This window comes from Sphingomonas cremea, from assembly GCF_021502585.1.
Classification (GTDB): domain Bacteria; phylum Pseudomonadota; class Alphaproteobacteria; order Sphingomonadales; family Sphingomonadaceae; genus Sphingomicrobium; species Sphingomicrobium cremea.
Genome location: NZ_JAKFGM010000001.1, coordinates 362,389 through 374,855, shown reverse-complemented (window position 1 = coordinate 374,855; position 12,467 = coordinate 362,389). Strand labels below are relative to the sequence as shown.

Here is a 12,467-nt window from a genome sequence, read left to right as displayed (position 1 = left end):
GGCCATGCCCATTCGCAGCCTGTTCGCCACCCAATTGTACCAAGCCGCCATCGAAGATCAGGCGCTGCTCGGCGATCTGGCACATTCGATCCGTACGTTGGCTGCGGATGACAAGGCCGGCCAGCGCTGGAGCCGCGACAAGGGCTACAAGGGTTACACCAGCTACGCTTCGCTGAACGACCTGCCGCGGCGGGATCCGGCGTTTGCTGACCTGCAGCGGCTTTTGCTTCGCCATGCTTCCGACTTTGCACGAGAGCTCGCATTCGACCTTTGCCGAAAGCCCAAGCTCGACAGCCTATGGGTCAATTTGTTGAAGGCCGGCGGGCATCATAGCGCCCATATTCATCCGCATTCGATCCTGTCGGGGACATTTTACGTCGAGACTCCAGCGGAAAGCGGCGAAATTCGGTTCGAGGATCCTCGGCTGCCGATGATGATGGCCGCGCCCGTACGCCGCGACGATGCGCCCGAGGAATTGCGCCCTTTCGTCACAGTGACGCCGACCGCCGGACTGCTGCTGATGTGGGAAAGCTGGCTGCGGCACGAAGTCCTACCCGGCTTGGCTAAAGTCGATCGGCTCAGCATCAGCTTCAATTTCTCCTAAAGCGCCGCTAAGGGCCACAAAACTCCTTTCATTCCAGGACATACAATGGGCTTTAAATGCGGCATCGTCGGCCTGCCGAACGTTGGCAAGTCGACCCTCTTCAATGCATTGACGGAGACGCAGGCGGCGCAGGCGGCAAACTATCCCTTCTGCACGATCGAGCCCAATGTCGGCCAGGTCGCGGTGCCCGATCCCCGGCTGGACAAGCTTGCCGCGATCGCTGGATCGGCCAAGATCCTCCCGACCCAGCTCGCATTCGTCGACATTGCCGGGCTGGTGAAAGGCGCGTCGAAGGGCGAAGGGCTTGGCAACCAGTTCCTGGGCAACATCCGCGAAGTGGACGCAATCGTCCATGTCCTGCGCTGTTTCGAGAATGACGACATTCAGCACGTCGAAAATCGGGTCGATCCGGTGGCCGACGCAGAAGTGGTCGAGACCGAGCTGCTGCTTTCCGACCTCGAAGGCCTTGAAAAGCGTGTCCCAAACCTCATCAAACGCGGCCAGCAGGGCGACAAGGAATCGAAGTTCGCCGCATCGGTCCTGAGCCAGGCTCTCGATCTTCTTCGCGAAGGCAAGCCCGCCCGGCTGACCAAGCCCAAGGACGATGAAGAAGCGCGGGTCTTCGCCCAAGCGCAGCTGCTGACGGCCAAGCCGGTACTCTATGTCTGCAACGTCAATGAGGATGAAGCGGCGAACGGTAACGACCATTCGGCACGCGTATTCGAAAAGGCCAAAGCCGAGGGTGCAAATGCGGTGGTCGTATCCGCCGCGATCGAGGCGGACCTTGTTACCATGGACATGGACGAGCGGCTGGCCTTCCTCGAGGAGATGGGGCTGCACGAAACGGGCCTCGCTCGGGTCATTCGGGCCGGATACGACCTGCTGCACCTCATTACCTTCTTCACGGTTGGGCCAAAGGAGGCGCGCGCGTGGACGGTCGAAAAGGGCTCAAAAGCACCGCAGGCGGCGGGCGAGATCCACACCGACTTCGAGCGTGGCTTCATCCGCGCCGAAACCATCGCCTATGACGACTATATCGCGCTTAATGGAGAAGCCGGCGCACGGGATGCGGGCAAGCTTCGGCAGGAAGGCAAGGAATATGTCGTGAAGGACGGTGACGTCCTCCACTTCAAGTTCAACGTTTAGCGCTTCGCCTCGCGGAACAGTCCGTAGCTCAGCAACCCAGTCAGGACCACCGCGACCCAACTCAGACCTTGAGCGATCGTGTGACTACCGATGATTAGCTGGAAATGAGTGGCTAGCCGATAGGCGTGAAGCAACGCCATCAGTCCGAATATAATGGCGGCTATCGTCGTGAAGGGTCTCACGGCTGTCCCCTCAAATATGGAGCGCCATCTTCAGATGGCGCTCCATTATGCAGATCAGAACTTCGCACCGAGCCTCAGGCCGATTGTTCTTGGCGTTCCCGGCACAATCTTGGTTGACGTGCAGATGCTGCAGACCACGAATCGCGACAGTTCATTGCGCTGATCGAAGACGTTCGATGCATAGAGTTCGACACTGTAATCGCTCCAGTCGAACCCGGCAAAGAGGTTGACCAGCGTCGAAGATTTAATCCGGCCAAGAAAGTCGTTTGGATTATAGATCACGCCCAAAGGCGCCTCGGTGGCCTTGCGAAGGTCGGCGCTCGCCGAACCCTGGTGAGCAATTCCGGCTTGCACATGGGCCCTGCCAACGCTGACGGGCCAGGAATAGCGCGCGGTTGCTGTCATCTTGAACTTGGGCGTGACAGGCAGACGCGTGCCGGACGGCGCAACGACAAAATCGTCAGGGCCTGAACAATCGGAGTTGCCATCGGCAAGGTTGCAAATATTACCCTTGGTCTTGGCATCCGTGTACGCCGCTGCTGCTCTCAGCGACAGGCCCCCTGCGGCATAGCTAACGTCCGTCTCGATGCCGTTAATCTTGGCATCGCGGCCGTTCTGAACCACCGTCAGGCTGTTTTCGCCGAGGTAGCTGAATTGGAACGTCTTCCATTTCTGGTGATAGACTGCGCCATTCCATTGGAAGCGGCCAAAGGTCGTCTTCCAGCCTAGCTCGTAATTGATCAGGAAATCCGGGTCGTAGCCGGCGAGACCTGGCTGGCGATTGATGCCGCCCGGCCTGAATCCCTTTGACCATGTCGCATAAAACATGAGGTCGTCGTGCGGCTTCCAGGTTCCATTGAAACGATATGTCCAGCCATGGTCCTTGCTCTCCTTGGGCTTGACCTCGCCGTTCTGGAACTCGCCAACATTGATACAGGGCGTGCCATTGAGCTCGCCATCGTGGATTAGGGTAGTGTCCGCTCCCGCAATCTGTGCGTTGCGCAGCGTCAATCCGCTGACAGTAAAGCACTGAGCCACGCCCGTTTTGGAACTGCCCGCCGCATTCGGTGGCGGATTATCTTCTGCGTCTTGGAAGTAGTCAGGATTGCGTCCGAAACCGGCGAATCCGAACACGGTATTGCGGAACTTGTAATAGCGTCCACCGCCGGTGAGCGTGATCGTCGGCGTGACGTCGAAACTGGCCTCTCCGAACAGCGCAAAGTCGCGGTCGATCCGTTCCTGCTTGGTCAGCCAAATTGTTCCCGGAACGCCATTGACCGACAAATCGTCAGCAAGATTATCGACTTTGTAGTCTTGGAAAATATCATTGCTCTGGTGCTGGTAGAAGATACCAGTAAGCACGCGGAATCGATTTTCCGACGGCGATGCAACCCGCAGTTCCTGACTCCACTTTTTGAAATTATTCGTGCCATGAATGTATTGCGTGGGATCGATCGGGTTGCCCGCGTTGTCGGAGAAATAAAAGTAGTTCGCGAGACCGCCATATGACTCGTAATAATCGTCGTAGACGGCCGTATATTCACTATAATCGCTGATGCTGTCGGTTGGCCGATGCATGTATGCGCCGGCATAGGTAATGTCGAAATTGGCAATCTTACCTTCGATCGTAAGTGCGACTTGGGTGAATTTGTCCTTGCTGGGTTCTTTGCGGTACCGCACGACATCTAGATCGGGCTGGTCTTTGTCCATGAAGAACACACCGTGCGATTTCGTGTTCTGGTGCATAATGGTCGGCGTAATCGTCCAATTTTCATCGAGGTCGATTTTGAGCGCAGCGCGCCCGCCGTAAGTCCGCAGATCGTTGAAATTCTTCTCGACCACGTCCTTATTGTCGATGGTGAACCCATTGTGCACACAACCAACGGTTATTTCCTCGCCAGGATTGTCGGGATCAGGCGCTTTTACCGCATCGCCGCAATAAGTGTGGGTGCCCCGAACATTGTCGATATAACCGGCATCGCGCTGGTAAAATGCGACTGCCCGGAACGCGATATTATCGGTCACCGGCAGATTTATCATGCCCTCAACGTTGCCGCCCCAGCCGCCATGAGCGGTCTTGTTTATCTCGCTGTCGATACGTCCCGTCGTGATACCTAGCTCGGGCTTGTTGGTAATGAGGCGGATCGTGCCGGCCTCGCTAGACGCACCGTATAGCGTGCCCTGCGGGCCAGCGAGGCTCTCGATCCGCGCCATGTCGTAAACATGGACGTCGAGCGTGCCGCCGATCGTCGTGATTGGCTGCTCGTCTAGATAGGAACCGACCGAGGGCAGCGATCCTGTGTGATTGCCGTCCCCGCCAGTCGCAACACCGCGCATATAAACCACGGTCGAGCCCGGTGCGATCGTCTGATAGCTCACCGACGGTAGTTGCTGGGTATATTCTTCAAAATTCGAAATATTGAGCTGGTCGAGGCGCTTTGTACCGAGCGCCTGGATGCTGACCGGGACGTCCTGTAGATTCTCTTCGCGCTTGGTTGCCGTAACGACGATAACATTGGACTCGTCGGCCGTGGCCTCTTTTGGGCCTTCCTGTTCGCGAGTGTCCTGTGCGGCTTGCGCCGCCGCTTCGGGGGCAGCAGGAACCTCCTGTGCGAATGCCGGTGCTACGAATGCGGTGGAAGCGAGCAGAGCCAAAGTCAGCGCGCGAGTCGTCCGGTCAGTCATCAATCCCCCCATTTGACTTGTATGTCGGCATAGCGACAGAGCGATTGCAGCTTGTCAACTTGCAAACCGTTGCAACGGCGCATCAAACCGCGCGATTGTTGATTCAGCGTTGCACGAAGGTCGCGGGCACCTCTGGATATACATCCAGCACGCCGCCAAGCGCTTCCTTCAGCGGGCCCAGGAAAGGTTCGTAGCGGCGCCATTCCTCGGTCGCATCGCGATAGATGGGCTGGCGCACCTGCTCCGAGCTGGCGGTCCGCACCGCGCGCTTGGTTTCGTGGAAATCGAGGCAGGCCGTTTCGAACTCAACGCCGCAATAATCAAGCAATGCGCGCACTTCGGCCTCAGTATCGTCGACCATTCGTTCATAGATGACCCGGTGGACCTTGCCCGGCAGAACCGCGTCCACATGCGCCATCAGCCTGACATAGTCGGCGTAATATTTGCCGACATCCGTCAGGTCGTAGGTAAACGCCTGCCCTCGTGCAAAATGCTGCCGGAAATTGGAAAAGCAGCATCCCAACGGATGACGTCGCGCATCTATGATCTTCGCGTTGGGAAGGATCAGCTGGATGAAGGGAACGTAGAGCCAGTTGTTGGGCAACTTGTCGATGAAGAAGGGCTTGTCGGTCCGTCGATGAATCGAAACCCGCTCAAGATATTCCTTGCCAAGGGCCGTTCGCTCCTCCGCCGACAGGCTCAACACACTCTTCGGATAGCCGGGATTTTTCCTCGCGAGGGCCGGGAGGTCGGGAAGCTCCGATGTTCCTTCCACCAGCGAATGCGACGACAAGATCTGTTCAACCAGGGTTGAACCGGCGCGCGGCATTCCGACGATGAATATGGGGTCCGGATCCTCGCAACCGCTGCCACGCCGCTCTTCGAAGTTTTCGCGGGTGAAACTGGCAATGGCACGATCTACTGCTCGGGTCGTATCGTCACGGTTGTAGGGCTGGCTCTTGCGCCGCAGGGCGTTACCAGTCGCGAAATAGGCGAAGGCTTTATCGGTCTCCCCGGCATCATGCATCGCCTTGCCGAGAGCAAACTCCAGGTGGAAGCGGTCCTCCTCACGCAGTTCGGGCCAATCGAGAGCGGCCCGCATCGCCGCGATATCGTTGCCGTCGAACTTCACCGTTTTTAAGTTGGCCAGGCTGAACCAAGCTTCACCCAGCCTGGGGTTGAGATCGATAGCTTTGCGATATGCGTCGACGCCGTCTGCCTGCCGACCGACCGTCTTCAGGATATGACCATAGCTCATCCACACCCGCGGTTGCTTGGGCGCGCGCTCCAGCACATTTTCATACAGCTCGATCGCTTCGTCGAAATCGCCAAGGCGGGCTATGGTCGCCGCCTTCAAATTGAAATGGCCGAGGTCCTCGCCATCCTCTTCGAATAGCTGGTCTAGCAGCGGCAAGGCTTCCGCCGGACGACCCATCCGTCCCAGCACGAGCGCCAGCTGCGCACGAACAGCCGTGAAGCCCGGCGCGATTTCGAGAGCTCGGCGCAAAAGGTGCTCGGCATCGCGCTGCCGTCCGATCCGCCAGGCCAATTCCGCCAGCATTCGGATCGCCTTAGCGTCGAACGGGTCTTCCTTGAGGTGCGGCTTCAGCAACCGCTCGGCCACGTCCAATCGATTCTCGTGCAACGCCAGCGCGGCCTCCAAGAGCCGCGGATGCCAATGATGAGTGCCCTGCGTTGCCACGGCACCTCCCTAGCCCGCCATTCGCGGCCGCGCCAAGTCGCGGATAAAAGTTTCGATTTAGGACTTTCCTCAACAGCCCAAAATAGCGATGAAGGTGCCCATGAAATATTTCGAAGACATGGAAGTCGGCGCCGAGACCGAGTTTGGCCATTACGATGTGACACGCGAGGAAATCCTCGAGTTCGCGCGCAAATATGATCCGCAGCCGTTCCACCTGAGCGATGAAGCGGCAGCTGAGACCCACTTCGGGCGCCTGGCCGCGTCGGGTTGGCACACCTGCGCCATGACCATGGCGGTGATCGTCGGCCACCTTTCAAAAGATCGCCAGGCGGGACTTGGCTCTCCGGGAGTGGACGACCTCAGATGGCTTAGGCCGGTTTATCCGGGCGATCGGCTAACCGTCAGCGGCAAGATCATCGAGAAGACTCCGTCACGGTCCAAGCCCGACATCGGCAGCATCAGGACCGAAACAATCGTCACCAATCAGGACGGTGTCCGGGTGATGCGGTTTATCTCGATTGTCCTGATGCGCCGCCGTCCGGCGGAGACCTAAAGCCTACTCTTCCCGATTGGCTTTACGCCCGCGACCGTTGGAACGGCTTTCCCGCTCCTCGCTGGCCTGCGCAGAGCGCGCGTCGGAATGACGCTCCCGGCGAAGGTTCGCCTTGTCTGCGCGCTGTTCCCGAATGACGGTGCGCTCAACTTGCGCCGGCCGAGCGCTGCGCTCCACCCGAACCTGCCGATCGATGTTGCGAGTGACGCGAGGCGGGCGAGCCGCGGTACGATTGCGTGGGAAATCGTTCCAGTTTTCACGGATGACCACGCGCTGGCCATCACTGGTGCTTTGCGAAGCACGCTCACGGCGATCGGTCCAGTAACGACGCTGGGTGTCAGTCCAACGGTGCGGCTGACGATAGGCGTCGTAAACATAATAGCCGGTGCCGGGATAATAGAAGTCGTCGTACCAGCCCCAGTATGGCGCATAGCCAAGGCCATAGCCCGGGTAGCTTGCACCATAGCCGTAGCCATAACCTGGATATCCACCGTCATAGCCGTAGCCCGGATATCCTCCGCCATAGCCATAGCCATAGTCGGAACCATAGTAGCCGTTGCCGCCCCCAACCGACACGCCACCGTAGCCGTAGGGCGTTGCGCAGGCCGAAAGTCCGAGGGTTGCCGCAACCGCGATTGCAGCGGCGCGAAGTCGATACGCATACATAAGAGCTCTCCGATACTCCTGGAGTTTGAAGACTCTTTTTAACTCAATAGCTTGAACCCGCTGTGAACCAGTTGGCGCGCATGCGGCGCGCTCCAGGGGCTAGTGACCCTTGAAGTTCATGAGGCTGGCAACACCAATACCCGCATCGGAAAGCGCCTCCGAACCACCCAACTCGGGAAGGTCGATAACGAACCTTGCGCCTACCAACTCGCCCCCTGCCCGCCTGATGAGCCGCGCTGCCGCCAGTGCCGTTCCACCCGTCGCTAATAAGTCGTCGACGATCAACACCTTCGCGCCCGGGGCACAAGCGTCTACGTGCATGGCAAGGCGATCCGTACCGTACTCGAGCGCATAGTCTTCGGCGATGGTCGCTCCGGGTAGCTTCCCGTCCTTGCGGATCAGCAACAACCCTGCGCCAAGCTTGACGGCCAGCGCGCCGCCAATCGCGAACCCACGCGCTTCAACCGCGGCGACCAGGTCCACCGGGCCCTCGACCGTCGTAGCAAGCGCATCGATCGTTCGAGCAAACCCGGCAGGGTCGAGCAGCAGGGTGGTAATGTCGCGAAACTTGATCCCCGACTTCGGAAAATCCGGGATGGTGCGGACCAGCGCCCTCAAATCGTCATGAGCGCTGGTCACGCAGGTATCATTACTCGTCGATGCCAGCCTTCTTGCTGGCACGAGTTCGCTTCGCCTTGTTTGCCGGATCCATCGGGCCGACGGGAGCGACCTTGCGCTTCGCCTCCGCCCAGATGTTGCGATAGCTCAAATAGGCCAGGATCGTCGCGACGATCAGGAACAATATCACCGGCCAGCCGGCCTTGTGACGGCCCTGAAGGTTCGGCTCCGCGGTCCAAACCAAAAACGCTGCAACGTCCTTTGCCATCTGATCCACGGTCGGCTTCGGATTGCCCGGCGCGTAGGTGACCTGGCCTTCGCTGGTCAGCGGCTGTGGCATGGCGAGGTTGAGGTTGGCGAAATAAGGATTGTAGTGCAGCCCGGCCGGGGTCTTCGCCGTCGGGAACTCCTTAAGCAGCGCCGCCGGCTGATTCTGATAGCCGGTGAGCAGCGAATAAATATACGCCGCCCCACCCTCGCGCGCTTTGGCCATCAGCGACAGGTCGGGCGGCAATGCATTGTTATTCGCTGCGCGTCCCGCGGTTTCGTTGGCGTAGGGCGATGGGAAATAGTCGGACGGAATCGCCTTGCGGGTTGCCGGTTCGCCGGTTTCCGGATTGATCGAAGCGACTTCGGTCGGCCACTGGTTGGCGATCGCCTTCACCTCAGCCTCGTTATAGCCGAGCGCATGGAGGTCGCGGAACGCAACCCGGTTGAGGCTGTGACAGCCCGAGCAAACTTCCTTGTAAACCTGGAAGCCGCGCTGCAGCTGCTGCTTGTCGAACCGGCCGAACGGACCATTCGAAGCTAGGTGAAGCTCCTTCGGCTCCTTGTGAAACTCATGCTCGGCGGTCGCCGGGGGGGGCGACTGGAAATAGGCCTTGAGATTGCTGCCGAGCGCCCACAGCAGGACGACAACAAAGGCGAAGCCGATAAGACGGGCAATCCAACGGATCATGAAAAACTATCCCCCTTAATTCGCCGGTGCCGCTTGACCGATCGGCGCTGCTTCCGCCTCTTCCCCGTGCAGCACAGACGCCGTGATCGACGAGGGCAATGGCAGCGGGGTCTCATATTTGGAGACAAGCGGCAGTATGATCAGGAAATGCGCGAAATAATAAGCTGATGCGATCTCGGAAAGCGCAACGAAGAAGGGCGTCGCCGGCGATCCGCCGCACCAGCCCAGGATCAGCACGTCGACCACCAGCAGCCAGAAGAAGCGCCTGAACACCGGACGATAGGCGCCCGAGCGAACCGGTGACTTGTCCAGCCAGGGCAGGAAGAAAAGAAGCAGGATCGAGGCGAACATTGCCAGCACGCCCCACAGCTTCGCCGGCAGGATGAAGTCCGCGGTGAAGGCGCGCAGGATCGCGTAGAAGGGCCAGAAATACCATTCGGGCACGATGTGCGCAGGCGTCGCCAGCGGATTGGCCGGGATGTAATTGTCAGGATGGCCAAGCGAGTTCGGCGCAAAGAATACGACCGCCGCATAAATCGTCAGGAACGCTGCCGCGAACCAGCCATCCTTGGCAGTGTAGAATGGATGGAAAGGCAGCGTGTCCTTCTCGCTCTTGACGTCGACCCCGGTCGGGTTGCCCGACCCCGGGATATGAAGCGACCAGATGTGGAGGATGACCACGCCGGCAATCACGAACGGCAACAGATAGTGGAGCGAGAAGAAGCGAGTCAGCGTCGCCTGGTCGGGCGCATAGCCGCCGAGCAGCCAAATGCGGATCGGCTCGCCAACCAGCGGGAATGCCGAGAAGAAGCCGGTGATGACTTGCGCGCCCCAATAGCTCATCTGCCCCCATGGTAGGACGTAGCCCATGAACGCAGTGGCCATCATCAGCAGGTAGATGACCAGCCCGAGCATCCACACCAACTCACGCGGCGCTTTGTACGATCCGTAATAAAGGCCACGGAAGATGTGGATATAGACAACGATGAAGAAGAAGCTGGCGCCATTGGCGTGTGCGTAACGCATCATCCAGCCGGCGTTAACGTCGCGCATGATGTGCTCGACCGAAGTGAACGCCCCGTCGGCCGATGAGAAATACCACATCGCAAGGACGATGCCGGTTATGATCTGGATGGTCAGGAATATCCCCGACAGGACGCCGAAGTTCCACCCGTAATTGAGGTTGCGCGGCACCGGATAGCCGCCGCCTACGGCATTGAAGACCAACCGAGGGAGCGGCATGCGCTCATCCATCCAGCGGCCAAGTTCGGTTTTGGGTTCGTAGGGCTTGGCCCAGGCAAAGCTCATGACTCGTCTGTCCCCTGTTAGCCGATGGTCACGACGGTGTCGGAATTGAATTCATAATCCGGCACCATCAGGTTTAGCGGTGCCGGTCCCTGGCGAATGCGCGCGGCAGTGTCGTAAGCCGAGCCATGGCACGGACAGAAATAACCGCCGAACGGCCCACGGTTCTCGCCCTCGCCGACGCCCAGCGGCACGCATCCCAAGTGGGTGCAGACGCCAAGAGTGATGAGCCAATTTTCCTTGCCGGGCTTGGTCCGTTCGGCGAGGGTTTGCGGGTCGCGCAACTCGCTAAGCGGCACCGCATTGGCCTCGGAAATTTCCTTGGGCGTCAGGTTACGAATGAACACCGGCTGCTTGCGCCAGCTGGTCTTGATCGCCTGGCCCGGCGCGATCTTCGAAATATCGACCTCGATCGAAGCGAGCGCCAGCACGTCGGCCGGCGGGTTCATCTGGTTGACCAGCGGCAGCGCGACGGCAACCGCGCCGACGCCAGCAAAGCTGACAGCGGCGATATTGATGAAATCGCGGCGGCGTAGGCTGTGGTCAGCCTCGATCTGCTCGGCGTATTTTTCTTCCAGCGTGGCCATGCTCACCCTTAAGACCGAATTTCGCGTAAATACCAAAAGGCATCGGAACTGGCCGCTCCGGGTGCTTCCCAGCGCGGTTGGCGGGCCTGATAGCGCCTCACTTCGCATATGCAAATGGTCAAATTGCCCGGCTTGTGCCGTAAGCCTAGGGCGGACTATCGCCACGCAATGCGGCTATGCCTCTACCAGCCCGAAATCGCCGGCAACGTCGGTGCTGTGATGCGCCTGGGCGCCTGTTTCGGCGTGCCCGTCGATCTGATCGAACCGATGGGTTTCAAATGGGACGACAAGAGGGTGAGGCGCACGGCAATGGACTATATCGATCATGTCGACGTCGCGCGGTATCCCTCATTCGAGATGTTCCGCGGCACGGTCTCCGGTCGGCTCATCCTTTTTACCACCAAAGGCGAGCGGTCCGCTTATGACTTCGAGTTTCGGTCCGACGACATACTGATGTTTGGCAGGGAAAGTGCCGGTGTTCCCGCGGTCATCGCCGATGAGAGCGACGCGCGCTTGCGGATCCCGATCCGGGCGCAAGTGCGCTCATTCAATCTTGCTACGTCTGCGGCCCTGGCACTTGGTGAGGCGCTGCGACAAACTCGAGGACTGCCCGAATGAACCCTCTCGACGACCAGCAACAGGCGGCCCGCGACTGGTTCGAATCCCTGCGCACACGAATTTGCGACGAGTTCGAATCGATCGAGCGTGAAGCAGGCAGCGACGCAAGATTTGAGTTTATCCCCTGGGATCGAACCGAAGAGGACGGGACCCCCGGCGGTGGCGGAGTGCGCGGACAGATGGGCGGCGCCGTGTTCGAAAAGGTCGGGGTCAACGTTTCAACGGTCGGTGGCCGGTTCTCGCCGGAATTCGCTAAGCAGATTCCCGGCGCCGAAGAAGACCCGCACTTCTTTGCCACCGGAATTAGCCTCGTTGCACATATGGCCAATCCGCACGTACCCGCCGTGCACATGAACACCCGCTTCCTGACTACGACGAAGCGTTGGTTCGGCGGCGGGGCGGACCTCAATCCGGCCATCCCCTATCAAGAAGATACTGACGCTTTTCATGCGCGGATGCGCGCTGCGTGCGCCGCGCACGATCCGACCTTCTATCCGCGCTTCTCAAAATGGGCGGAGGAATATTTCTGGCTCCCGCATCGCGCGCGCTCGCGCGGGGTCGGCGGCATTTTTTACGACCGGCTCGAAGGTCATTTCGACGAGCACTTCGCTTTTACCCGCGATGTTGGCGAAGCCTTTCTGGACATATTTCCGCAGATCGTCCGCAAACGTAGGGCAATGGACTACAACGATGCGGACATGGAGGAACTGCTCGAATTTCGCGGCCGCTATGTCGAGTTCAATCTGCTCTATGACCGCGGAACGCTCTTCGGCCTTAAGACCGGCGGCAACATCGATGCGATTCTGATGAGCCTGCCGCCGCTGGCAAAGTGGCGTTGAAAAA

Annotated in this window: 13 protein-coding genes; 5 read left to right on the top strand and 8 right to left on the bottom strand. The window is 59.3% G+C overall.

All coding sequences use genetic code 11. The features are described from left to right. Positions 1–4: 4 nt before the first annotated feature. Together LVY65_RS01940 and ychF are read left to right on the top strand one after the other, a co-directional pair. Positions 5–604: a TIGR02466 family protein gene (locus LVY65_RS01940; RefSeq protein WP_235066325.1), complete on the top strand. Its 600-nt coding sequence runs from the start codon at positions 5–7 to the stop codon at positions 602–604. A gap of 45 nt (positions 605–649) precedes the next feature. After that, positions 650–1,750, top strand: a complete 1,101-nt coding sequence (ychF, locus tag LVY65_RS01935; RefSeq protein ID WP_235066324.1) for a redox-regulated ATPase YchF — start codon at positions 650–652, stop codon at positions 1,748–1,750. On the opposite strand, the gene LVY65_RS01930 is transcribed toward ychF, so the two are convergent. From LVY65_RS01930 to LVY65_RS01920, 3 genes are all read right to left on the bottom strand, one after another. Then, positions 1,747–1,932 carry a hypothetical protein gene (locus LVY65_RS01930; RefSeq protein ID WP_235066323.1) on the bottom strand — a complete coding sequence of 62 codons (186 nt, stop codon included), beginning with the start codon at positions 1,930–1,932 and terminating at the stop codon, positions 1,747–1,749. The two genes, ychF and LVY65_RS01930, sit on opposite strands and share 4 nt — an antisense overlap. Before the next feature lie 54 nt (positions 1,933–1,986). Further along, positions 1,987–4,617, bottom strand: coding sequence for a TonB-dependent receptor (locus LVY65_RS01925; protein WP_235066322.1), 2,631 nt, complete (start codon positions 4,615–4,617; stop codon positions 1,987–1,989). Positions 4,618–4,720: 103 nt separating this feature from the next. Further along, positions 4,721–6,319 carry a tetratricopeptide repeat-containing sulfotransferase family protein gene (locus tag LVY65_RS01920; RefSeq protein WP_235066321.1) on the bottom strand — a complete coding sequence of 533 codons (1,599 nt, stop codon included), beginning with the start codon at positions 6,317–6,319 and terminating at the stop codon, positions 4,721–4,723. A 100-nt stretch (positions 6,320–6,419) separates the two neighbouring features. Here LVY65_RS01920 and LVY65_RS01915 point away from each other — a divergent pair, with 100 nt between their 5' ends. Then, complete coding sequence (locus LVY65_RS01915; protein WP_235066320.1) at positions 6,420–6,872, top strand: MaoC family dehydratase; 453 nt, start codon at positions 6,420–6,422, stop codon at positions 6,870–6,872. Between the two features lie 3 nt (positions 6,873–6,875). Here LVY65_RS01915 and LVY65_RS01910 read toward each other — a convergent pair whose 3' ends face one another. The 5 genes from LVY65_RS01910 to petA form a co-directional block, all read right to left on the bottom strand. Further along, a complete protein-coding gene (locus tag LVY65_RS01910) occupies positions 6,876–7,538 on the bottom strand; it encodes a hypothetical protein (RefSeq protein WP_235066319.1) in 663 nt (220 codons plus the stop codon). A gap of 99 nt (positions 7,539–7,637) precedes the next feature. After that, positions 7,638–8,177 (bottom strand): adenine phosphoribosyltransferase, encoded by a 540-nt coding sequence (locus LVY65_RS01905; RefSeq protein WP_235066318.1) that lies wholly within the window; start codon positions 8,175–8,177, stop codon positions 7,638–7,640. A gap of 10 nt (positions 8,178–8,187) precedes the next feature. After that, positions 8,188–9,114 (bottom strand): cytochrome c1, encoded by a 927-nt coding sequence (locus tag LVY65_RS01900; RefSeq protein WP_235066317.1) that lies wholly within the window; start codon positions 9,112–9,114, stop codon positions 8,188–8,190. Between the two features lie 15 nt (positions 9,115–9,129). After that, a complete protein-coding gene (locus tag LVY65_RS01895) occupies positions 9,130–10,422 on the bottom strand; it encodes a cytochrome b (protein WP_235066316.1) in 1,293 nt (430 codons plus the stop codon). Between the two features lie 17 nt (positions 10,423–10,439). Further along, positions 10,440–11,006 (bottom strand): ubiquinol-cytochrome c reductase iron-sulfur subunit, encoded by a 567-nt coding sequence (gene petA, locus LVY65_RS01890; RefSeq protein WP_235066315.1) that lies wholly within the window; start codon positions 11,004–11,006, stop codon positions 10,440–10,442. Positions 11,007–11,174: 168 nt separating this feature from the next. Between petA and LVY65_RS01885 the strand changes: the two genes are divergently transcribed. After that, positions 11,175–11,624: a tRNA (cytidine(34)-2'-O)-methyltransferase gene (locus tag LVY65_RS01885; protein WP_235067147.1), complete on the top strand. Its 450-nt coding sequence runs from the start codon at positions 11,175–11,177 to the stop codon at positions 11,622–11,624. Beyond that, positions 11,621–12,463: an oxygen-dependent coproporphyrinogen oxidase gene (hemF, locus tag LVY65_RS01880; RefSeq protein WP_235066314.1), complete on the top strand. Its 843-nt coding sequence runs from the start codon at positions 11,621–11,623 to the stop codon at positions 12,461–12,463. The genes LVY65_RS01885 and hemF overlap by 4 nt, the downstream gene beginning before the upstream one ends. Positions 12,464–12,467 lie beyond the last annotated feature (4 nt).